This is a genomic window from Sphingomonas daechungensis, assembly GCF_014489495.1.
GTDB classification, from domain to species: domain Bacteria; phylum Pseudomonadota; class Alphaproteobacteria; order Sphingomonadales; family Sphingomonadaceae; genus Sphingomicrobium; species Sphingomicrobium daechungense.
On record NZ_CP060780.1, the window covers coordinates 675,385 to 697,583 of the forward strand.

The following is a 22,199-nucleotide window of genomic DNA, read 5'->3' on the forward strand; positions in this document are numbered from 1 at the left end:
ACGGCAGCTATCCACCCATTCCCGCCGCGGCAGTTTGCGACCCACTGCGGACACTTTTTGAATTGTTGAATAAGATGACTCGGATGAAAGCCGTCCACCTCGCACTCGGCATTTTCGCAGTACTGATGGGATTGCTCTGGATCGGGCAAGGCGCGGGGCTGGTGAACTGGCCCGCCTCCAGCTTCATGATTGATCAGCGCCCCTAGGTTAGGCGCGGCGTTGTCCTCTTGCTGGTTGGGCTTGTCCTGATCGCCGTTTCACGGCGCCGCAGATAAGTCGTCTCCGCGGCGGTACCGTCCGCCTTCGACCCGAAGCTGCCGCGACAAGCTTTCGCTTGTCGTGGAGTTCCTAATTAGTGGCAGTCGCTAAAGTGCGTTCGACACGTTTCCGAACGTGGTCTTGAGCTTCGTTCCAGTGGTCCGAAGCGAGGCGATTGCTGCGACTGCGATGAGAGCAGCGATAAGACCATATTCGATCGCCGTGGCACCGCTGCAGTCGTTACAAAGCTTCACAAATCGCTTAACCATGGCCTGCCCCCAAAGTCGAATTGGGCGGCCTGAACACTGAATGCCAAGCCGCCCGAGACGAAGATCGAACCGGGATGTCGAAGTACCGGCTAGACACAGAACGTTTATGACAAGGAAAGTTAACATTCGCTTGTCACATTGACCAAGTCGGATGGAAAATCAGTCATCTGCTCGCCTAGCTGCTCCCAGTTCGGATTGAACTCGGAGCTTTACTGACGCGGAAGTCAGAGAAGTTACTCGCCAAGGACCATCTCGTTGCAGCGGTCGCCTATGTTCGGTAGAGGATCGGTGCGGAGCAAGCGATCCTATGGGGTCGTACCGTTAACGTCCGTTTTCGAGCCATCCGGCCGCTGCGGACTTAGGGGTATCTTGAGCCATTGCGAACACTAGGAGCTAAGGCCACCGCTCGCACCGCCGGGAACGACGATCGCCAGCTGACCTGTGCAATCGTCGGTAGTCTGACATCGCCAACGATGGAACCGCATATCCGTAGACGCATTTCACCTGCCGAGGTCATTCAGCCGCGTACTGGGACCCGCCTCATTTTCGGCGGGCGGTCGAGCGTATCGGGCCGCTCTCCACAGTTCGCGTACCCGCATAAACTGATGTATGTTAGGCTCTCGCTCGCGTGAACGGCAAACGACGTTCATGCTCGAATAGGGGGTTTCTTGCCCGACTCGAAATTTGTCGCGGGATTGGCTGAACGGAGTGAGTCCGTGCAGCTCGCCACCGGGACCGGCTTTTACGAGTGGTATGCTGACGAGGACCGGCTGGTCTGGTCGGAAGGCTTGCAGCAAATCTACGGCGTCGACACGACCCCGAATGGAGAAGCGGAATATGCGCGGATGATCCATCCCGACGACCGGTTGCGGGTCGAGGGAGAGTCAATCGGCATTCTCGGCGGGAAAGAGCGCAACTACAGTCATGAGTTCCGGATCGTTCGGCCAGACGGCACGGTGCGCACCGTCTTGGATCGAGGATCGGTCGAACGTGACGATAAGGGGCGGGTGACGGTCATCCGTGGCTTGAACGTCGACATCACCGACTACGAACGGTCAACCGGCCACTCCAGTAGCAATGACGAAAGCGCGGTCCAACGACTTGCCGAGCTGGAAGTGCTGTATGCCGAAGCTCCGATCGGACTGGCCATGTTCGATCGGGACCTCAGGTTCCTTCGCATCAACCGGGCGCTTGCGGAAACCAACGGCTTTTCGGTCGTCGAGCACCTCGGGCGAACGGTTTGGGACTTGGTTCCTGACTTGAGGGAAAGTGGCGAGCCGGCGCTCCGGCAGGTCTTGGAGACCGGGCTGCCGCTTCGGGACGTGACTGTCAGAGGGGCCACGGCCGCTCAACCTGGCGTCACTCGCGAATGGCGCGAGCACTTCTACCCTGTCCGTGGAAGTGACGGCGCGGTCACCGGTGTCGGCATCATCTGCGAAGAGGTGACGGACCGCGTCGTGACCGAGAAAGCGCTCGCGGAAAGCGAAGCTCGCCTGATCGCCGCCCTGCATGCCGGTCGGCTGGGTGTCCATGATTTCTACCCGGCATCCAGAACCATGATCTGGGATTCCAGGGTTCGAAGCATTTGGGGAGTCGCAGAGGACGAGACTGTCACGGTCGAAACGTTCCTGGCTGGCGTTCATTCCGAGGATCGGGATGGGCTGCTCTCAGCCGTGGAAGCGGCCTTCAACCCCGCTGGCGACGGCCGCTATGAGGCGTTCTATCGCGTGATCCATCGGACGACCGGGACAGTCCGCTGGGTCCGCGCTGCCGGTGACGTGACGTTTGAAGACGGTGCCGCAGTCCGGCTGGTCGGGACCGTTCAGGACGTGTCGGAACAGGTGGAGGCGGAGCGCAGGCTCCGCGGGTCGCAGGAGACCTTCCAGCATTTGGTCGAGCGCTCTCCCTTTGGAATCTATGCGGTCGACGCCGATTTCCGCCTCGTCCAGGTCAGCGACGGCGCTCAAAAGGTGTTCGAAAACGTTCGACCGTTGATCGGCCAGGATTTCGAGGACGTCCTTCGAACGATATGGCCCGAAAACTTTGCAAGCGAAGCAATTGCGCTTTTCCGGCACACTCTGGCTTCTGGCGAGCCCTATCATTCACCAACGACCGTCGAACGTCGCGCGGACATTGACGCCACCGAGGCGTATGACTGGAAGATCGAGCGGGTCATGATGCCCGATGGCAGGCCAGGAGTGGTCTGCCATTTCTACGACCTGTCCGAACGCCAGGCGTATGAGGAGAAGATCGAATATCTCATGCGCGAGCTGAATCATCGCGCCAAGAACATGCTGACCCTAGTGAATGCGATTGCCTATCAGACCGCCGCGGCGGGGACAGACGATTTTCTCGATCGCTTCGGAGAACGCATCCGGGCATTGGGTTCGAGCCAGGATCTCCTGGTGCGTTCAGAATCGGCGGTGGCCGATCTGAAAAGCCTGATCGCAACGCAGTTGCTTCACTTCAAAGATCTGGTCGGCACAAGGATCTTGCTCGAGGGTCCGAAGGTGGAGCTCTCGCCGTCGGCAGCTCAGACCCTCGGAATGGCCTTCCACGAGCTTGCCACCAACGCTGCAAAATACGGGGCTCTTTCGAACGATACCGGCCGCGTCGAGGTATCCTGGTCGCTTGACGACGAGGGAGGAGGCCACGCATTTTCCATGCTCTGGCGCGAAACGGGTGGCCCAGTCGTCAGACCTCCCGCCCGAAAAGGCTTTGGCGACCGCGTCGCGCGGACGATGGTGGAGAAGTCGCTCGGTTGCGGTGTACGCCTGGATTACGCGGAAACCGGAGTCATCTGGGCGCTGCACTGTTCGGAGACGGCGATCACAGGGAATCGTCGCGAGTCCTCCTGAGCGCGTCTCAGCCCGCTTGTGATGCAGGACAATATTGAAGTTCGCCGCCCATCCATTCGAAGCGCCAACGAGTTAGAGCGGCCCGGTTCGAATTTGGGTGCTCTAGCCGGACCGCTCCCGCAGTCGTAGGCGATCTGGGCGCCTCCCGAAAGCGAGCTTCTGCGACTGTTCGGGCGTCGCTGAACAAACATTCCCGCAGAAGCCGATAGAACATGACGTCAGCGTAACAAGTTTCAAACGTGAAACTGCCTTTACGATAGTCTCGATTTGGGACGTTCCTCTGCGGCCTCATTGCTGAGAACCGCAATACAGCTAGTGATCAGTTCGGGGCACGATGGCGAATCGACCGGACACAGACCAGCTACGGTGCGACGACTGGCTTTTGATCCTCGTGGTCGCAGCAGCGATCTTGCTCTTCACAATTCTGCTTCCCGATCAACACACCCATTGATCGCGCGAGCCGAGTGCTGGACGGGTCACACTTCCCGATGCCACTGCTCCAGATCCACCAGATGATTCGCGGCACTTTCTCCCCATCTCGCGGAGATCGTTCGAATGCCTTCGGCTTGGTGGTGCTGGCGACTAGCCATCATCTAGCGTCCGCTTTCCACCCAAACTTGCCGCTAGGACCGATCGGCATCTCTTGAGCCACAGCCCGCAGAATGGCCACCAACGGGCCTTGCGGGGCCAAACGTCGGATACGCTTGCAAGCGTTCAGAAACCGCCTCAGCGAGCCTCCTGGCAGCTTCGTCGGCCTTCGAGGCGTCGCGACCTGCCAGGTCGTTCCGTACGCCCCTGCGGATCAGGCGGATCGCGAGGTAAGCCAGGGCCGCGACCTCTTCGGGCTCCAATCGTCGCCAGCCCCGGCCGCCGTTGTCTAAAGGATCGTCGAGTCGCATTCGGGCTACTTGGTACAAATGGGGAACATCTGGCTAGGTGGGCCGAAGGCTTAGCTTCAGATTTCCAGCGCTTCCGAGAGCGCCAGCGCGTCGTCGAGCTCGACGCCCAAGTAGCGAACTGTGCTCTCCAGCTTCGTATGACCGAGTAGCAGCTGGCAGGCTCTGAGGTTGCCGGTCTTGCGATAGAGCATCGCCACCTTGGTTCGCCTGAGGCTGTGCATCCCATAGGCGGCCGGCTCCAGCCCGGAACGGGACACTAAGCCTTGAGAGCGATCGTCATGCCATCCTCCGGGGAAGGCCAATAGATGCGGCATCTATGCCGAAGGCACGCGCTTCCTGCTGAAGTAGCGACAGCGCCTCTCCCAAGCCAAACTTGCGTCCTTTGGCGAAATCGTCGCCAGCCGCGGCGTCCGACTTGTCCTCGTCGATCAACCGGACAAGCTCGGTCGACCAATCTTTCAGTAGGTCTGCGCTCATTTACTCGACCTTACTGCGAGGGCTGATGTCCGCAATGGGTCGCAAACTGTCGCGGCGGGTTTGGGTGGAAAGCTGCCACTAGCTTCCGATGCAGCGCGCCAGATTGTCCAGGACCGGCGACTACCTGGCGATCGTAATCGTGGTGACCTCACCCCGATGGCAGCTCTGTTGGGAAAGCTGACTTTAGTGAACTAGCTGGAATGCCGTTGCTGGTGTTAGCACGAAGAGCAGCGATTGGGGGTGCATATGACGAGATCATTATTGCTACTTTCTTCGGCAGCGCTGCTGATGCCCGCGTGGCAGGCCGCCGCAATGCCGGCGAACCATGCTCAGGAGAAAAATAGTCCCGCCGCTGTCGATGCTGGCGCAGATGAAAAGGCGATACGCGGGCAGGTTGATCGTTGGCACGAACTCATGAAAGCCAAGGATTCCGCGGGCATCGCGGAACTTTACACGAGCGATGGCGCCGTGATGCCGCCGAACGCGCCAATCGGAAAAGGACGTGCAGCAATCCAGCAAGTTTGGGCTTCCTTGCTGCAAATACCAGGCTTCGAACTGAGCATCGTTCCGGAGCAAATCATCGTGTCGTCTTCAGGTGACATGGCACTCGATCGTGGAATGTATAAGCTTACTATCGCGCCCGATGGCACTGCGAAGACGGACACCGGCAAGTACGTAGTCGTCTGGCGAAAAAGCGGCGACGAATGGAAGGCCGCTGCGGACATCTTCAACAGTGATCTTCCCGCCAGCGGAGGTTAGGGCTCCACTCGTTTCGGACACCGGTTACGACCGGCGATGGCCTCAGAGAGGCAGGTCAGGCGTTCGTCCCCAGAGATTGAGCCCGATCACCAGCCAACCGAGCGACGCGAGCATGACGATGCCACTAATCCAGCGCTTGCGAACGAAAATCATCGCGTAAGCCGCAACGAGCCATGGATAATCAAAATAATATCTCGAAAGTAGGTCTCTTGGCGTGAGCCCATTGTGCAGGTCGCGGATCGAGATGAGCGCAATCAACAAAGCAACGTAGCTCGCGTAGACGAACCAAAAGTACCTTCGGTTCTTGTCGAAGTGGCGGGCTAGGTCGACGCCCTCCGCCGGCACTTCATCAGGAAGCGATATGCAGGCAGCAAGAAAAATGAGAATCAGTGCGAGAAAGTAAGGAACGACCTGACCGGCGGTCGTTCCGCTAAAGCCATGCCAGCGCCACCACAGGTTGAAAAGTTCAGCCAGGATCAGCAAAGCGGATAGCGGCGCTACCCAATCCCAGCGGACTCTTTCCCGGTTACGCAGAAGGCGATGCAGGCTAGTCGCTAGATCGGCGATCGCTAAACCGATCACGACGGCCACAAGTGCAGTGATATATTCGAACGTGTCCATAGAAGACGCCCCGGCCCAGGTTCTCACGCCTGTTTAGTGACCGCAATGGGTGGAAAGCGGACATTAGAGCCGAAGCCCCAACCTTGGCCCAATAGCAACCATCGCTGAATAGAGTGCGATCGTCATCGTGCAGCCGATCACCAACGCCAACCAGAACGATATTCCATTCCGCATGAGCCACGGAATGAGCAGGAACATCGGCAGCGAAGGGAGCACGAACCAAAAGGTCGCTTCGACGTGGGAAGCCATGTTCTCGACGTCGGGCTTGTCTCGCCAAAGCCAGATCATGCCGAGGACGGAAACAAGCGGCAGCGACGCAATCATGCCGCCTATGCCGGGGTAGCGCTTCGCCACTTCGGAGATGACTGCAATCAACATCCCTGAAAGCGCCGCTTTAAGAGCCAGGTACAACATGCTCCGAGAATGGCGCTGGGTCACAGTGTCCGCAATGGGTCGAAAGTCCCGCGCGGCTTCGGAGGGCAGGTCGGGCGTCCGTCCCCAGAGATTGAGCCCGAATGGCGTTCAGCTAGACGATGAGCATTGAAGACCCGCCGGAGTGTCTGACAAACGAAGACCCCCGACGGATCCTTGGTCGTAGTAGCAGGCATTTGACCGACCGCCTAAGCATTCACCTTTCCGAGTGCTGAACCTCAAATGTCCGCAATGGGTCGAAACCTGTCGCGGCAGGTTTGGGTAGAAAGCTGACATTAGGCCAATTAGACTTCGAGGACCTCCTTGTGAGTAGGTCGGGCGCAAGACCATGAAGATCGCGATCTTAGTTTCCGCGGTTGCCGCGACTCTCCTTTCGTCTCAAGCGAGAGCTAGCGAACTCATCGGACCAGGTCGCTTCTGCGGATATGCACCGATCATTGATTTGGTCGCTGGAGAGAAAGTGACCACTCTCGAAGGCGGCATCCATGGGGGTAGCTTCCGTTGGCAAGGCGAGTTTGGCTCGCTTGAGGTTCATGGAATAGGTTGGGCCAGTCGTCCAAAGGGGTCGATTGTTAGAGGCGGATCAGGGAACAGGCCTGCGAGATTCGCAGAGCGTCGAGTCGAGGATGGCTATGAGATCGCCATCTGGAATGGTGCGCACGGGGCTGCCTATTTTCGGTCGAAGAAGCCTCTCACCAATTCGCAACAGCGGGCGATCGACCGGGTCGTCTTATTCGAAGAAGGGCAAACACCTTCGGGCTGTGACCTTCGCACGATTTTCTCGTGGGAGTGATGTCGCGACATCGCAATTGGACGAGTTCAATCTCAAACACGACCCTGGCGTCTGCAATGGGTAGAAAGCGGACGCTAATCGAAATACCGTCTCGGCGATGAACCCGACGATGAGGCGCCTCCTAGCGGTTACGACCATTAGCTGGTTAGCCATTTGGGCCTACGTGGGCTGGCGCGGATACACCCTGTCCAGCGGTGCTCACAGCTACATCGACCAGCCACCGCCCGGAGCAACGGTGCCGCATCCAGTCCTAACGGCGCTGGAGGCCGGGCAATCTTACTCGCTTCAAGCTGTGGTTTGGGGAGTGGCAGTCCCGCTCCTCTTGCTCTTGCTAGTCTGGGTGGTCAGGCCGTCGCTGCGCAAGCGGAGCAACTTCAAAGCCTAACGTCTGCTTTGGGTCAAAAACAGACGCTAGCGATCTAGCGGCAGGTTTGGGTCGAATACGGTCGCGGCAGGTTTGGGTGGAAAGCTGCCACTAAGGGCAGCCTGTGTCGCTGTACAAAGCGTCAATGCTTTTGACCTTCCCAGCAGCATCGCCTTTCCAGTTCACTCGGACCTGACTGCCGCAGACAGGTCCGCCGTATTTGAAGAAAGCGACACCGCTGTTGAACGTCGATGAACGCGCGGCGGGTTCAACGGCCAGTCCTTGCTGCTCTAGATAACGCGCAAGTTCCCGGACGGAGCTTCCCGGCGGAAAGCGCGCCGCCAGCCGATCTTCGATAAGTCGGCTCCCTTGGGCATAGGTTTGATCCTCAACTCCGGCGAACAGCGCCGTGGCGGGAAGGCCAGAACGGCCACACCCGCCCAAAGTGATCAGTACAGAAACGATTAGCCATCGACCGCTCGGCATCATCTCAGATTAACCCGCACGGGCCGTTAGCGTCTACAATGGGTCGAAATCGGTCGCGGCGGGAATGGGTGGAAAGCGGACGCTCGATCACCTCGATAGCACGGTGCCTCCCTGATAACCCGAGTTACGAAGCTCCAACAACCTATTAGCAGTCAACGAGATTGGAGAACTTCTTAGGGGCAACGATGATGCATAAGGTGTTGCGGATTGCCATCGCTCTCGTTGGCCTGCTGAATTTGGGACTCGGCCTGGCGTTCCTGTACGCTCCCGTCAGAATGGCGGCCGAGTTCTCAATAACTGCGATTGGCAGCCAGGGGCTTGCGACCATCCGCGCAGACTTTCCGGGCTTCTTCATTACGGCCGGTCTTTTCGCGTTGCTCGGGCTGGAAACCAACAAACGCGGAGCGCTGTGGGTCCCCGTGACTCTCCTCGGTATCGCCTTTGTCGGTCGAACCCTCAGCTTGTTGCTCGACGGAGTGGGTCCAGACGCTCTGCCACCGATGATAGCGGAGGCCATGATGATCGCGATTCTCATTGCCGGAATCCGGGCCAAGCCCCAATCCGCGCCCTAGTTCGAGCCAATGCGCGCCGGTGATCCAACCCGGTCAATTCGGGAGAACATTCGCGGCAAGTTTGGGTGGAAAGCGGTCATTAGGCGCTAGACGGATTTGTCTTCGAATCTCCAGAAGAGCAGACAGAACAAGGCAATCACGCATTCGACGAAAGAGGAAGCAAAGGCCCGCAACAAGCAGCATGAGCCGTACGCATTCGCCGCATTTGGATGGGGAGATTCCTTACGCAAATGCCCGAATAGCGGAGCTCCCGCATTCAAAATATGCGCTGTCTTTTAAAGCGCGAGAGGAGCGGCTCCATGCAAGAAGTTGTCAGCCAGCCGGGTTTACGGGCAAACGCCGATACGCTTACGCCTGAAACGGCGCGCGCGATCGCCAAGGACGCCTACATCTATGGCTTTCCGCTAGTCGACCACTACCGCATCCAGCACGCCTTTTTCGCGGACGTCGGCGGTTCCCAATACAAGGGTCCCTGGAACACACTGATCAATACGCCGAGGGTCTTCACCCCAGAAGACACGGCGATCCAGACGCCGAACTCCGATACGCCCTATTCCCACATTGGGCTGGATCTTCGCAGCGAGCCACAGGTCATCACGGTCCCGCCGATCGAGGAAGGCCGGTACTTCTGCATTCAGCTCATCGACGCCTACACCCATAATTTCGACTATATTGGTACCCGGACGACCGGTAACGGTGGCGGAAAATACCTGATTGCCGGCCCCAGCTGGCAGGGCGAGGTGCCTGCCGGCGTGACCAAGGTCATCCGAAGCGAGACGGACTTTGTCTTCGCTTTCTTCCGAACCCAATTGTTCAACCCGGCGGATATCGAGAATGTCAAGAGGATCCAGGCCAGCTACAGAGTCGAGCCGCTTTCAGCTTTCGTGGGTGCCGAACCCGTCTCAATGGCGAAGATCGATGCAGTCGCTCCGCTCTCGGCTGAAGAACAGAAGACCTCGATCAAATTCTTCAACGTCCTCAACTTTGTCCTCAAATTCTGCTCGACGCATCCCTCGGAGACGGATCTTCGGATGCGCTTCGCCCAAGTCGGTTTCAACGGCAACGAGAGCTTCGATGTCGCAGCGCTGCCAGCCGATATCCAGGATGCCCTCGCTCAAGGAATGGCCGACGCGTGGGAAGCCTTCGCGGACCTGAAGAGGACGAAAATCGATACCGGCCAGTTGACGTCGGGCGACGTCTTTGGAACCCGAGAGTATCTGAAGAACGATTATCTGTCCCGCATGGTCGGTGCAGTTCTCGGCATCTACGGAAACTCAAAGGAAGAAGCCATTTATCCGGTCCTCTCTGTCGATTTCGACGGTGAACCGCTAAGTGGATCGAATAACTACACCTTGCGCTTCGCGCCTGGTCAAATGCCTCCTGCCCGGGCCTTCTGGTCGCTGACCATGTACAAGCTTCCCGAGAGCCTGCTCGTCGCCAATCCCCTGAACCGCTACCTGTTGAATTCTCCGATGATGGATCAGTTTGTGAAAGATCAGGACGGCGGTCTGACCTTGTACATCCAGGCCAACTCGCCGGGACATGATAAGGAGCCCAATTGGCTTCCCGCGCCACCCGGCCCGTTCATCACTTACATGCGGCTTTACAGCCCAAAGTCCGAAGCGCTCGACGGACGCTGGAAACCTCCGACCCTCATCAAGGTGAGTTGAGACTTCAGGAAGTACCACTTTAATTGGGAAAGCACTGTCCATGGCCAGGGACGATGAGAACGACTGTGAACCAATCGGCGGGCAGCCCCGGCGGACACTTCCTGTTCGATTTCGGACTTCGATTTCGAGCTGAAGCGACAGCGGGCGTTCGAAGCCGTGCTGTGGGCGATGCCCGCTGTCTCCATTTATGGCTTCCGGAGGGCGGCCTTCGAGGCGTTAGGCTATCGCGATTGCGACATCTTGGCCTACACGGGCACTGCCACTCCGCTCCTAGAGGGGCTCACGGCGAACAGCTCGACACCTTACATCGGGGCTTATTGCGATCTTCGCGCCGGCCCAGCGGTACTGGAGGTGCCACCCGCGGGCGCGGATGGTAGCCTTTACGGCCAGGTGGTCGATGCATGGCAGTTCTCGATCGCCGACGTGGGCCCGTCAGGCATGGATGAAGGCAAGGGTGGACGATACCTCTTCACTCCGCCCGGCTACGACCAGTCTGTGCCGGATGGCTATCTGCACGTCGCATCACCGAACAACCGCATCTCGTTCGCCTTTCGATCGGTACGGGCGCCGGGCAAGACGGCGAAGGACGCTTACCAATACGCCCGCCAGCTGCGGATGTATCTTTTAGGGGACACGAAAAGCCCGCCAGAGCAGAAATTCATTGATCCGAGCAACAGCCGCTATCCGACGCTGCCGTTTTTCGACGAGCGTTATTTCCGCGACCTCGCCGAGATCGTCGACGCAGAGCCAGTCAGAGAACAGGACAAGGTGATGATGGGGATGCTGGCGACGCTCGGCATCCGCAAGGGCATGAAATTCGACCCTGACCCCCGACCGTTCGTGCGATCCGGCAAGGCGCAGTCGACGCCTGGCATTTTCTCCAGCAATGGTACGATAACCTCCCGTCGGAGCTGCTGTTCTGGCCGGACCGCCACTACGCCACGTTGATGCAGGCCGATGACAACCGGACCTTCACATTCGAATACTCAGACCGGATCGATCTCGTCCGCCGCGCGGCGCAATATGTCTGGTGCACCTACGTGCCGAAACAGCTCAGCGACACGCCGGCTACCCAGTATATGATGGCCATGGCCGATCGGGATGGCCGAAAACTGGAGGCAGGTAAGCTGTACAAGCTGGACTTACCCGCAGACATTCCCGTCAAACAGTTCTGGGCGCTGACCGTCTATGATCGCGCAACCTTTGCCTTCATCTACAGCGACAGCAATCGCACGACCCTGTCCAGTTACGACGTCGAACTGATGACGAAGAATGCGGATGGTGGAATCACAATCTATGTCGGCCCGCAACCGCCAGCGGGGCTGGAAGCCAACTGGATCCCTACCTCCGGCAAACGACCGCTCCCGGCATGCGACTGTACGGTCCAACGGATGAATTCAACAATGGGACATTCAAGTTACCGGACTTTGAACTCGTGTGAGAGATTGACCGGCCGATGGCTGTCCGGCTGATGTCCGGAATGGGTCGAAAGCTGCCATTAGCGTTCACAATTGCATTTAGGCGGCGAACTGTTCTATTAGTGGCAACGTTGGTTGCTACTATTGGAACACATTATGACCGAGCGTTCTTTCGTCGCTTACTACCGGGTGAGCACAGCTCGTCAGGGACGAAGCGGGCTGGGCCTCGAAGCACAACGCAGATCTGTCAGCGACTTCCTCAATGGCGGCGCCTGGGACCTCCGTGCTGAGTTCGTTGAAGTGGAATCCGGCAAAAGCGACGATCGCCCTCAGCTCGAGCAGGCCTTGGCGATGTGCGAGCTGTCGGGCGCCACATTGGTCGTAGCGAAGTTAGACCGCCTCAGCCGCAATCTTGCCTTCCTCGCGAAGCTCCAGGAAAGCGGCGCCAGGTTCGTCGCAGCGGACATGCCGGAGGCAAACGAGCTCACGATTCATATTATGGCTGCGGTTGCCCAGGCCGAACGAAAGGCAATCTCAGCTCGCACGAAGGACGCCTTGGCTGCAGCGCGAGCACGAGGGGTCCGGTTGGGCGGCAACCGTGGCAATCTCGAAGATCTTCGAAAGGGTCCCGCGAGAAGTGCCGAAGTGCGGAGCCGCCAATCTGTCGAGCGAGCACAGAAAGTTCGCCGTCAGATCGAAGCGGTAGCCGCGGGGGGCAGTCTATCTCTCAGACAAATAGCTGGCGCGCTTAACGACCGGGGGATCACTGCCCTCGCGGCGGAAAGTGGCATGCTGCACAGGTCAAAGCAGTTTTGGAACGAAGCGGTAGCGCCAGATTCCAAAATCATTAGGCAAAATGCTCCCTTAGTTAGGAAGAGAGCGGCGCCTAGTCTCTGGCGTAAAGACCTCGCTGTAGTTCACGAAACGCCTCCCGGATCTCGTCCGGGGGCCAAGGCGGGCGACGGCCTCCTGGGGAGTGCCGTATTTCAATTCCAGTAGGCGCGGCAGTTTTCAGGCTCGAGCTCGGTAGTGCATCCGGCCTCTTTCCAGAGAACGTCATCGATATTTCAGAATGTTTGTTCGAGCACGCGGTACCCCCTCAGCGCCGATCCGCTCTCGGGAGCACGCCTCGAACGGTAATCAGCACGAACGCCTGAGTCGTCGCAAATCCCTGAGAAGCCTTGCCCCCTGACGGCGGAGCTCAATTGCTTCACGTGTCCAACCCCCATGGATAAATGACCCATTAGCTTCGCCCATCGGAGCGCCCGATCCGCTTGCGCCCCATGTAGTCGACATCGCTTGCGACCCTTGATCGCTGGCGACTGACAAGGGGTTCCCCGTTGCGTCTGGGCTAGACAGCGCGGAGCACGTCGAAGGTTGCCCAGACGTTCCTGTTTCAGCCGCTTCGCGCTCTCTTGGTCCATGGGGTTGGTTCCCATTTTCAACCTCCCCTGGTGCAGATGAATGTGTTTGTGTTCGTGCTGCGAGTACTTCCGGACCGTGATCCGTTGGCGCGTTACCTTGCCACGCAATTTGGCCATTGTTTCGAGCTGCATCGCGTAGGTTCGGCCGAGCTTGCCGGCGATCGCGCACGTCCTTGGATCCGGATAGCTTTGCTTCAGCGCCTGGGCCGAAAGCTTGATCTGCATGAGGTGTACCGCGACCATCTGAGCCGCCAGACAGGCCTCAGCCTCATCTCGCGGTCGCAAGCTTCGTACGACCTGAATAGCAGCCCTAAGTTCCGAAGAGTTGGGCAGCCATCCCTTTTCATCACCATGCCAGTCAGTTGAGCACAGTTCGGCCAATTGGGTCGCGAACGACTGGAACGCGGCGATTGATCGAGTCGCGAAAGCGTCGAACAGCAACGCTTCCCACTCTGCCAAGTCCTCGTCTTCGTAAGGCGAACGGAAGGTCCAGCCGCCACCTTCAACCCCAATTTCAATCTCCGGGGTGGCGTCACGTTTCTCGTGCCGAACAATGGCCTTTGCCCCAATTTCTTTGAGGATGGCAGGCATTTTCTGTTTGCGGTTTGGTGGAGGGTTAGGATCCATGCTCAAGCAGCCAGATCTTGAGATGAGTCATTCAGACGACCCTCCCCACTGGCTACTGTAAGTGGGGGAATACTTCCCGAATTCATTCTGGCAGTTTTCCGCGGATTGTCCGGCTCACCGGGGGAATGTTTCCACCCATTGCAGCCAAATTCATTCGGCCATGGGGCAGATTTCCCCCTTGGGCGGCCAATTTCTCCCCCGAGATTTTTCACTCGGCGGTTGCCAGCGACGATATTCGTGGGTGGGACCTTGTGACCGATCCGGCCAGCTCTTCCACGTCAGCCGCCATTGTGCCGCGGGCGACTGCTTCGCTTTAAAGGAGCCACGGGCGGTGCACTCGATGAATCCCTTGTCCTGGAGCCCACGAAGTACTTTTCGCGCCGTCTTTCGATCAATCCCAATTCCCTCTGAAAGTCGTCGCTCGCTCATGTGTATGCGACCATTGTTGTCACCAAAATCGAAGCTTGCGATAAAAAGAAGACCCTTAATCTCGTTCCCGGAGGCGTGCAGCCACGCCTGACTTGTCGACAACCATCGATAGACCCGGACATGGTGGTCATCCTTCGCGGAGGATCGCCCCTTTGCGTCGTATCGCGACCGAAATCTGCTCACTCGACACCTCACTTATTGGCCGCCAAGCGGCGCCTAATTCCTCACGCGGCGGTGCTGAACGCGCGCTCCAATTCGGATTTTCGGAAGTAGAGCCGCTTTCCCATTCGAACGACTGGGAGACGGCCTCCCTCAACCAAATGATAAACAGCGCGGGGCGTGACTCCGATAAAGTTGGCGGCTGCATTGGCGCCTGCCAGCAGGTCATCAGCGAGCATGCATAAACCTCCATGTATTCGTATGTGAATACGTTGCATCCAGAGTTCGAACATGTCAAGAGGTGTATTCATATGTGATTACAGGGGTGGTCCATGGGATATTTGAAAGCGAAGGAACCCAAGCGCCACGTCGTTACGATGCGCATGTCCGAAACCATGCGGGAGCGGATCAACGGCGCGGCGACTGCAAACGGCCGGTCAGTCTCGCAAGAAATAGAGTCTCGGCTCGAGCGATCGCTTCAAGACGAGATGCTGCTCGGAGGAAGTGAGACAACGATCTTGGCCAAACTGGTGATTGGCGCAGTTGCTCTCATAGAAACCGAAAGCGGCAAGCCCTGGAACGAGGACCGGATGACTTGGGAAGCTGTAAACTCGGCTGTCCGAACGATTCTCACTTCATTTCAACCGCAGATCGATCTCGACATTTGGGAGCGTCATCGAGAATTGTTGCTGACTTTCTGGATCGCGTCGCCGAACTCGAAAACGTGCGCCGCAAAATTGAAGGCCTTGCGAAGGCTTATCCGAGCAAGACGGACTTTCCGCCGGAAGTTCGTTCGATCTACGAAGAGGCCTGGGCGGAATATCCGAAGCGCTTGGAGCGCGTGAAGAAACTCGCAAAGTCCATCTTCGAAGGCCCATTAGCAGAGCATGAGGAAAGGCGAAGACCTGCGATCCGGATCGGCCGGGAATTGACGGTCTCGCGAGCCGCAAGCAGGTCGGGAAACTTCGTGGTTGGGGGCGTTATGCGCATGTTCAAGCAGAGCGGCGCCTTCGAGCCGTTGCCGGGTTTACGAGACCCCCTCAATATCACGGACGATGAGTTCTTTGACTGCATTCGGGTATTGGCAGGACAACCCCTGACGATCCCGACATCGACGCGGACGCTTTCACAACCCGAAAACCCAATTGGCTAGAGCTATCAGAAAACGATGGTGAGGACTCTGAAGAGTAATCGCCTTCGATTTCTTGAAAAAGAGAACGGCTGCGTCTGAACGAGGAAGTTCACTTATGGCCACCATCAAGAAGCGTAGATGGCAGACCTCTAAGGGGGAATGGCGCGAAGCTTTCCGGGTCTCGTACACGGACCGCGAGGGTCGCCGCCACCACAAGCAATTCGAGATGCGGCGCGACGCTGACGCTTACCGAATTAAGGCTGAAAGCGAGTTGGCCCGAGGCATTCATACGCCGGAGGCTCAAAGCATCACGCTTTCGCAGGCGGCTGACATTTGGATTTCCGCGAGCGAAGCGAACGGGTGCGACCGGGCAACAATCAAAACGTACCGCGAGATCGTGAACCGGCACGTTAAGCCGCACATCGGGCCCGAGAAGCTGTCCCGACTATCAGCTCCGCAAGTTGTCGAGTTCCGGGACACAATGATCCGGACGCGGTCCCATGCCATGGCGAGCAAGGCCGTCCGTCACCTGTCTATGGTGCTGACCGAAGCCATGCGCCGTGGACTGGTAGCGCAGAACGTCGCTCGGGAGTGCAAGTGAAGCGACCGCGTGGTGAAAAGAGGCAGCGGCTTGCGAAGCGCGCTGAAATACCGCCCTTCGAACACTTGCAGGCCATGCTGAAGGCCGCTGACGATCTTGCGAGCGAAGATCCAAGACTCCCGGTTCTCCTACGCGTGGTCATGCTGACTGGGTTGCGCGCTAGTGAGGTGCGTGGCTTCCCGCTGGAAAAAGCTGACCTAAAGGCTTCATGCCTGACAGTTGCCCAACGGGCTGACCGCTGGAACGTAATCGGCCCGCCCAAGTCGGACGCCGGCCACCGGACAATTCCAATCGGGCCGTCTTTGACGACCATCCTCAAGGCTTGGAAGCTTCGCTGCAAGCCTTCTGAGCTTGGTCTGATGTTTCCGAACCGTCGTGGCGGGGTAATCGACCAGAAGGGCTTCATCGGGCTTCTGCTGAAGATCCAGATCGCCGCCGGACTGGCGATCGATACTGGTCGAAGGGATCGCAAAGGCGAATCTGTCTACCGGGCTCGCTACGACTGGCACCATTTACGGCACGTCGCGGCCTCCAGCTGGCTGAATGACGGGATTGATCTAAAGCGTTTACAAACGTGGATCGGTCACGAGAACATTCAGCTGACCATTGATGTCTACGGCCATTTGGTTGTCGATGCCCGCAAGGATGCTGAGTTGGCCCTCAAGGCTGAGAAGTCGCTGCTCGCTACATAAACGATACATATAGGCGCCTTTCTGACGGTTTTCTGCGGAGGAGCAGCAGACTGTAAATCTGCCCGCGCAAGCGTACGCTGGTTCGAATCCAGCCCTCTCCACCAATCCCAGTGACGCTTAGCGCGTGACGCGGACGCCTTCGCCTTCGCCGGTCACGCGCACCCGGTCGCCCGGCCGGAAGTCGCGCGGATCGCCCGGCTGGACGACCGCGATCATGCCGCCGGAATCGAGCTTGAGCGTGATCTCAACGCCTTGCTTCACGTTGGAACCCTCGACCGCGTTCCCCAGCGCGCCGCCTGCCGCCGCGCCGCCGGCTGCGCCAGCGACATTCGCTGCGGTGCTACGGCCGATCGTGCTGCCGATCGCTCCTCCGATAACCGCTCCAGTAACCGCGCCAAGGCGAGTGTTATGCGCCTGAATTCCGACACCGCGAACGCTTTCAACCGTCCCGAACTGGACGGGAACGGCACGCATCGTCTGGTTGGCTGAAACGGTGTTGACCGATGGCTGCTGTGCGCAGGCCGCCAAGACGCTGCCGAGAGCTACTGTAATAAAGAGGGTCCTCATGGTCAGCGTCCTTTCCTGTTCGAAGGGCCGCATGATACTGAACCGCCAAGCTCTTCGGGACTGGGGTTTACCCTGAGACGAGACTCGGAATGCCGGTAGCTCCGGTCTGCAGGCGCTTTCGCGACAGCCGTTGGAACTCGCGTCTTCCAGCACCCGTTGAGCGAACATGTTCCGCGATTTGCGTCCGGATGGTGGTGGGGGAACGCCGCAGTCTGCCCGAGTTGCAAGCGGCCGATTTGGCCCGGTGAGGACGCGCATCTCATCCATTTCGCGCATGACGACCCCGATGGGCTGGATAGCCTGAACGGGCTTTATCACCGGGCCTGCGCGCAGCCTTACGCTTCGGTGATCCGCGCCATCAATGCCTTGCGAAACATCCCGCACTGATCAGCCCTTCGGGAACAGCAGGGTCGTCGTGAAGCGCATCCCCAGGTCGGACCGCCGGTTGGGCTGGAGATATAATAGCGACCGCCGATACCTAGCGAGACGGGTTGCTTGCCGATCCGCATCAGTTGCGAGACGCTCACGTTGACCGGCACAATCCATTTTTTCGTCTGCCAGTTGTACGTCGACTCCGTGTTGAAGCTGTAGGTCGTCGCCCGCTTGGTCGTGAAGCTGTAGAACGGCTGGATGAAGGTCGCGCTGATGTCGTTTCGGCTGTTGTCGCCCGCGAACGACCAGATGTGATTGGCGAGAAGGCCGAACGTGGATTGGCCAGCCTGCTTTAGCACCACAAAGGTCGGCCCCGCGCCCCACTTCTCGCCGCCGGTGAAGCGGCTCGTGGCCGTCGGGAACAGGAACACCGGTCCCGCACCCCAGATGATGCCGCTGCGCGTCGGCGCCTTGGGCGAATAGAAGAAGCTCTGCACCGTATCGCCGAGCCCGAATTCGGACTGGTTCGGGCCGCTCAATTCGTTCTGGTAAACGATCGGAACGATGGTCCTGACGATCAAATTGGCGTCATCGGAAATACTGATCGGAATCACCGGCTGCACGTTCATCGTGTAGCGAACGCCCATGTCCCTCGGTCCACCGCCGATATCGAGATTCTGCTGGAACGGGACGCTGATCAGCGACGCGACAGGGTTCGACAATTGGCGTGCGAGGTCCTGACCGTCATCGGCCGCTGCTGCCGGCTCACTGACCGGCTGCGGTTCTTCGGCAGGCGGAGTTTCTTGCGCAAAGGCTGCAGAAGACGCCGTTAGCGCAAGGAGGACGAGTAGCGACTTCAGCGACCTGCTCATCGCGAACTCCTCATTTCGACTGTAGGATGAAGGGGCGCCGGAACCTCCGGCACCCCCAGAAGGTCAAGCGGCGCCGCTTGCGCCGTACTGCAGTGTCTCGAGTACAGACTCGAGATTGAACGACCCGGCTTTCTGGGCCGGAGGGAATTCCGCGAACGTTTGCAGGAACTCCGCCACGATCGGCTGCGCGGCCAGAAGCACGAACGCCCGGTCGAGCCACCAGTCATAGTAAGTGTTCGACGTGATGTCCGCGTGCTCATACGGGTCGGTGCGGAGGTTGAACAACTTCGGCGCCCGTAGCTTCACCATCGGCTCCGCCCAGATGAGGCAGGTGCCCGGGCAGCGCTGCTCCATAAAGATCGCCTTCCAGTTGAAGAAACGGATGGCGGCGAGCTCGGCTTCGTCGGTCCAGTAAATGAAGCCCTGGCGTGCGCTCGGAGCTTTGCCGGTAATGTGATCGAGCTGGTTCACGCCATCAATGTAGGACTTGAACTTCCGGTCCCCGAGCTGGTGCCCGGCCTTCAGCTTGCCCTTGATATCCGGCTCGCCCGCGACCGCCGCCAGCGTCGGCAGCCAGTCGAGATGGGCGACGATATCGTTGGAGACGGACCCGGCGGCAATCTTGCCCGGCCAGCGGACGACACAAGGGACGCGATAGGCTCCTTCCCAGCTGGTGTTCTTCTCCGATCGGAAGGGCGTAGTGCCGGCATCCGGCCAAGTGTTGCAGTGCGGACCGTTGTCGGTCGAGTACATGACGAAGGTGTCTTCGACGATGCCGAGATCGTCGAGCAGCTTCAGCAACACGCCGATCGCCTTGTCGTGATCGATCATGACGTCATGATATTCGCTCTGCCAGCGACCCGCCTGGCCCTTGCTCTCCGGCTTCGCATAGGTCCGAAAGTGCATGTGGGTCGTGTTGAACCAAACGAAGAATGGGACCCCGCGTCGTTTTGGCGCTTGATGAAATCGATGGTCTTTTCGAGCACTTCGTCGTCGATCGTCTCCATCCGCTTTTTCGTCAGCGGACCGGTGTCCACCACGGTCTGCCCGCCTTTGCTGTCGGCATGGCAGTGGAGCACGCCTCGCGGGCCGAAGTTCTTACGATAATTGGGGAAATCCTTGGGATCCGGATAGTCGACGTTCTCCGGCTCTTCCTCGGCATTGAGGTGGTAGAGGTTGCCGAAGAACTCATCGAAGCCGTGCATCGTCGGCAGATGTTCGTCGAGGTCACCCAGGTGGTTCTTCCCGAACTGGCCGGTATTATAGCCTTGAGCTTTCAGGACGGTCGCGATCGTCGGAATCGAGTCCTTCATTCCCTGCTTGGCGCCCGGCATGCCGACCTTGGTCAAACCGGTCCGGAGGCCACACTGGCCAGTGATGAAGCTGGCGCGGCCTGCGGTGCAGCTCTGCTCCGCATAGTAATCGGTAAAAAGAAGACCTTCCTCGCCGATGCGGTCGATGTTGGGCGTGCGATAGCCCATCATTCCCTTGGTGAAGATCGACAGGTTCGACTGACCAATGTCGTCACCCCACATGATCAAGATATTAGGCTTGCCGCCCGGCATAGAAATTCTCCCATGTTCAGAGCCTTGAATGGGAGTGGCTGTGCCTTTCTGGGCGAGTTTCGGATATCGGGGAAACTCCCCACGCGGGCCTGGCGGATACCCTGAGATGGGCCGATTTGCGCGATTCGCATCCGAAACTGGGACAAACCCTGAGCGATTTCAGAGACTGACTCTCAGGGATTTTCCTGTTAACATATGTTTAAGAGCGGGGGCTCGTTTGCCGTTGCGTTGATTGCTCAACGCCCTCGAAAATCGGGGACGAATGCGAGCTGCACGCGTGACTGAGTTGTACGCGACCAAGGGTCGGACCTTGGTCGAGATGGAGGACATCTGGCGCGCCATATTGTCCGACCCGAATATCGCCGTCGGCGTCGTTCGGCTCGATCCCGACGGAGAGCTTCGGATCATTGAAGCCAATCCCGCGGCAGGTGCCTTTTCCACAATTCCCTGGAGCGAGGCACCGGGCGAGCGGGTCCGGGACATCATGATTCCGGAGGTCGCGGACTATTTCGAGGCGAAGCTCAGGCAATGTCTCGCCACGGGGAGCCGCAAAACTACGAGCGAGCGATAGACCTGCCGACTGGTCGGGTTGCCTGGGCGGCCAACATGATCCCCGTGCGACATGGAGATGGCGAGCTTCGCGAAATCGTCGCCATGTCCCGTCCCATCCCGGTTGGATTGCACGCAAGCGGTATCGACGAGCGCAACCAGAAGCTCGTCGACGGTCTGAACACGACGAACCCGGGGCTGATCTACCTGCTCGACCTGCCAACGCGTCGCGCGACGTATGTCGGTGGACAAGTCGAGCAATTGTTGGGGTTCAAGCCTTATCAGTTGGAGGAAATGGGAGACCCGGTCCGGGATATGGTCCATCCTGACGATTACGGGTGGGTTGAGCAGATGTTCGCGGAAATCGGCCAGTCTCCGGACGAGGTTTCGATCTTCGAGTGCCGAGTGCGTGACAGCACCGGAAGCTATCGGCGGCTCTCGTGCCGCAACCGCGTGCTCGACCGCACCGAAGATGGCGCTGCCCGCTCAGTGATCGGCGTGGCGACCGACATGACCGACCAGTCTCACCTGCGCGACGAAGTTGCTGCGCTCAATAGCCTGCTTTCCAATGCCGAGCTCGAAGAACGCCGCGTGATCGCTCAGGAATTGCATGATTCTGCGGGCCAATACGTCGTCGCCGCCGAGCTCGCGCTGATCGGCGCCCAGGAACGAAGTCCGGAGCTCAAGCGCAATCCCGGCGTCCGCCGATCCCTCGACGACGTGATGGAATGCCTGAAGGACGCCGAGCGCGAAATCCGGGTCCTCAGTTATCTCCTGCATCCGCCGGCCATCGCGAAGCAGGGCCTGGTGTCCGTCATTCGCAATTTCACCATGGGGTTCGGCGGCCGGGCGGGAATTGCCGTCGACGTAAGCGTGGACACGAGAGTCAATTCGCTTCCGGAGGAACTAGCCATTCCGCTGCTTCGAATTTGCCAGGAAGCGCTGACGAACGTTCATCGTCATGCAAAGGCAAAATCAGTCAGCGTCCGGCTGGACGTCATAAGGGGAAAGATCGAGCTGGAGATTTGCGACGATGGCATCGGTTTCTCCCAAGAGGGCGTCACGGATCACAACGGCTATGGCGTTGGCCTTTCGGGCATGCGCGACCGGGTCGCGCGGCTGGGCGGCCACCTCGATATCCATTCGAATGGTGGCACGACTCTGAAGGTGCTGATCCCGCTCAGGTAGACGGTTCAAAGGTCGATCGTGTGGCGCCGAAGGAGGCTTGGGGGGCAACCTTCGGCGCCAACCGGACGGCCGTCCGGATGGCGCTTTCCTACGGCCCCGGCGAAGCCCGGGAACATCGGGAAAAAGCCGGATAGGCCGGTTTGCGG

At 58.9% G+C, this 22,199-nt stretch carries 24 protein-coding genes and 1 tRNA gene; 14 read left to right on the forward strand and 11 right to left on the reverse strand.

Annotation, left to right across the window (positions count from 1 at the left end):
* Positions 1–83 precede the first annotated feature (83 nt).
* Positions 84–206 (forward strand): hypothetical protein, encoded by a 123-nt coding sequence (locus H9L15_RS18555; protein WP_262984903.1) that lies wholly within the window; start codon positions 84–86, stop codon positions 204–206.
* A gap of 159 nt (positions 207–365) precedes the next feature.
* On the opposite strand, the gene H9L15_RS03520 is transcribed toward H9L15_RS18555, so the two are convergent.
* Positions 366–527, reverse strand: coding sequence for a Flp family type IVb pilin (locus H9L15_RS03520; protein ID WP_187715171.1), 162 nt, complete (start codon positions 525–527; stop codon positions 366–368).
* Positions 528–1,243: 716 nt separating this feature from the next.
* Here H9L15_RS03520 and H9L15_RS03525 point away from each other — a divergent pair.
* The gene (locus H9L15_RS03525; protein WP_187715172.1) at positions 1,244–3,385 is read left to right on the forward strand and encodes a PAS domain-containing sensor histidine kinase; all 2,142 of its coding nucleotides are present in this window, start codon (positions 1,244–1,246) and stop codon (positions 3,383–3,385) included.
* Positions 3,386–4,340: 955 nt separating this feature from the next.
* Here H9L15_RS03525 and H9L15_RS03530 read toward each other — a convergent pair.
* Positions 4,341–4,541 (reverse strand): tyrosine-type recombinase/integrase, encoded by a 201-nt coding sequence (locus H9L15_RS03530; protein WP_398286610.1) that lies wholly within the window; start codon positions 4,539–4,541, stop codon positions 4,341–4,343.
* Between the two features lie 19 nt (positions 4,542–4,560).
* On the reverse strand, positions 4,561–4,761 hold the full coding sequence (locus H9L15_RS03535; RefSeq protein WP_187715173.1) for a hypothetical protein: 201 nt from the start codon (positions 4,759–4,761) through the stop codon (positions 4,561–4,563).
* Positions 4,762–5,001: 240 nt separating this feature from the next.
* On the opposite strand from H9L15_RS03535, the gene H9L15_RS03540 reads away from it, so the two are divergent.
* Positions 5,002–5,520, forward strand: a complete 519-nt coding sequence (locus H9L15_RS03540; RefSeq protein ID WP_223276634.1) for a YybH family protein — start codon at positions 5,002–5,004, stop codon at positions 5,518–5,520.
* Positions 5,521–5,562: 42 nt separating this feature from the next.
* On the opposite strand, the gene H9L15_RS03545 is transcribed toward H9L15_RS03540, so the two are convergent.
* Entirely contained in the window at positions 5,563–6,141 is a 579-nt protein-coding gene (locus tag H9L15_RS03545; RefSeq protein ID WP_187715174.1) for a hypothetical protein, read from the reverse strand.
* 63 nt (positions 6,142–6,204) lie between these two features.
* Positions 6,205–6,555, reverse strand: a complete 351-nt coding sequence (locus H9L15_RS03550; RefSeq protein WP_187715175.1) for a DUF3147 family protein — start codon at positions 6,553–6,555, stop codon at positions 6,205–6,207.
* 1,846 nt (positions 6,556–8,401) lie between these two features.
* Here H9L15_RS03550 and H9L15_RS03555 point away from each other — a divergent pair.
* The 5 genes from H9L15_RS03555 (at position 8,402) to H9L15_RS03570 (ending at position 12,875) form a co-directional block, all read left to right on the forward strand.
* Entirely contained in the window at positions 8,402–8,788 is a 387-nt protein-coding gene (locus tag H9L15_RS03555; protein ID WP_223276469.1) for a hypothetical protein, read from the forward strand.
* Positions 8,789–9,087: 299 nt separating this feature from the next.
* The gene (locus tag H9L15_RS03560) at positions 9,088–10,458 is read left to right on the forward strand and encodes a DUF1254 domain-containing protein (protein WP_223276470.1); all 1,371 of its coding nucleotides are present in this window, start codon (positions 9,088–9,090) and stop codon (positions 10,456–10,458) included.
* 156 nt (positions 10,459–10,614) lie between these two features.
* On the forward strand, positions 10,615–11,406 hold the full coding sequence (locus H9L15_RS16915) for a DUF1254 domain-containing protein (protein WP_223276471.1): 792 nt from the start codon (positions 10,615–10,617) through the stop codon (positions 11,404–11,406).
* Positions 11,406–11,930, forward strand: a complete 525-nt coding sequence (locus H9L15_RS16920; protein WP_223276472.1) for a DUF1214 domain-containing protein — start codon at positions 11,406–11,408, stop codon at positions 11,928–11,930. The genes H9L15_RS16915 and H9L15_RS16920 overlap by 1 nt, the downstream gene beginning before the upstream one ends.
* 102 nt (positions 11,931–12,032) lie before the next feature.
* Positions 12,033–12,875, forward strand: a complete 843-nt coding sequence (locus H9L15_RS03570) for a recombinase family protein (RefSeq protein WP_223276473.1) — start codon at positions 12,033–12,035, stop codon at positions 12,873–12,875.
* A 68-nt stretch (positions 12,876–12,943) separates the two neighbouring features.
* On the opposite strand, the gene H9L15_RS03575 is transcribed toward H9L15_RS03570, so the two are convergent.
* Both H9L15_RS03575 and H9L15_RS19350 read right to left on the reverse strand, forming a co-directional pair.
* Positions 12,944–13,927 carry an HGGxSTG domain-containing protein gene (locus H9L15_RS03575; protein WP_223276474.1) on the reverse strand — a complete coding sequence of 328 codons (984 nt, stop codon included), beginning with the start codon at positions 13,925–13,927 and terminating at the stop codon, positions 12,944–12,946.
* A 653-nt stretch (positions 13,928–14,580) separates the two neighbouring features.
* Positions 14,581–14,826, reverse strand: a complete 246-nt coding sequence (locus tag H9L15_RS19350) for a helix-turn-helix domain-containing protein (protein ID WP_317617576.1) — start codon at positions 14,824–14,826, stop codon at positions 14,581–14,583.
* A gap of 413 nt (positions 14,827–15,239) precedes the next feature.
* On the opposite strand from H9L15_RS19350, the gene H9L15_RS16930 reads away from it, so the two are divergent.
* From H9L15_RS16930 to H9L15_RS03600, 4 genes are all read left to right on the forward strand, one after another.
* Complete coding sequence (locus H9L15_RS16930) at positions 15,240–15,668, forward strand: hypothetical protein (protein WP_223276736.1); 429 nt, start codon at positions 15,240–15,242, stop codon at positions 15,666–15,668.
* Positions 15,669–15,762: 94 nt separating this feature from the next.
* A complete protein-coding gene (locus H9L15_RS03590) occupies positions 15,763–16,248 on the forward strand; it encodes a phage integrase central domain-containing protein (protein WP_187715180.1) in 486 nt (161 codons plus the stop codon).
* Between the two features lie 74 nt (positions 16,249–16,322).
* Entirely contained in the window at positions 16,323–16,940 is a 618-nt protein-coding gene (locus H9L15_RS03595) for a tyrosine-type recombinase/integrase (RefSeq protein WP_223276635.1), read from the forward strand.
* Positions 16,892–17,044, forward strand: a tRNA-Tyr gene (locus H9L15_RS03600). The genes H9L15_RS03595 and H9L15_RS03600 overlap by 49 nt, the downstream gene beginning before the upstream one ends.
* Positions 17,045–17,057: 13 nt before the next feature.
* On the opposite strand, the gene H9L15_RS03605 is transcribed toward H9L15_RS03600, so the two are convergent.
* The 4 genes from H9L15_RS03605 to H9L15_RS19360 all read right to left on the reverse strand — a co-directional run bounded on the left by H9L15_RS03605 (position 17,058) and on the right by H9L15_RS19360 (position 20,316).
* A complete protein-coding gene (locus tag H9L15_RS03605) occupies positions 17,058–17,507 on the reverse strand; it encodes an outer membrane lipoprotein (protein ID WP_187715182.1) in 450 nt (149 codons plus the stop codon).
* A 335-nt stretch (positions 17,508–17,842) separates the two neighbouring features.
* Positions 17,843–18,751 (reverse strand): hypothetical protein, encoded by a 909-nt coding sequence (locus tag H9L15_RS03610; RefSeq protein WP_223276475.1) that lies wholly within the window; start codon positions 18,749–18,751, stop codon positions 17,843–17,845.
* 63 nt (positions 18,752–18,814) lie between these two features.
* On the reverse strand, positions 18,815–19,657 hold the full coding sequence (locus tag H9L15_RS19355) for a sulfatase-like hydrolase/transferase (protein ID WP_317617577.1): 843 nt from the start codon (positions 19,655–19,657) through the stop codon (positions 18,815–18,817).
* A complete protein-coding gene (locus tag H9L15_RS19360) occupies positions 19,579–20,316 on the reverse strand; it encodes a sulfatase-like hydrolase/transferase (protein WP_317617578.1) in 738 nt (245 codons plus the stop codon). Before H9L15_RS19360 ends, H9L15_RS19355 begins: the two co-directional genes overlap by 79 nt.
* 277 nt (positions 20,317–20,593) lie before the next feature.
* On the opposite strand from H9L15_RS19360, the gene H9L15_RS03620 reads away from it, so the two are divergent.
* Together H9L15_RS03620 and H9L15_RS03625 are read left to right on the forward strand one after the other, a co-directional pair.
* A complete protein-coding gene (locus tag H9L15_RS03620) occupies positions 20,594–20,887 on the forward strand; it encodes a nitrogen regulation protein NR(II) (RefSeq protein WP_187715183.1) in 294 nt (97 codons plus the stop codon).
* Positions 20,845–22,053 (forward strand): sensor histidine kinase, encoded by a 1,209-nt coding sequence (locus H9L15_RS03625; RefSeq protein ID WP_187715184.1) that lies wholly within the window; start codon positions 20,845–20,847, stop codon positions 22,051–22,053. Before H9L15_RS03620 ends, H9L15_RS03625 begins: the two co-directional genes overlap by 43 nt.
* Positions 22,054–22,199: the final 146 nt, after the last annotated feature.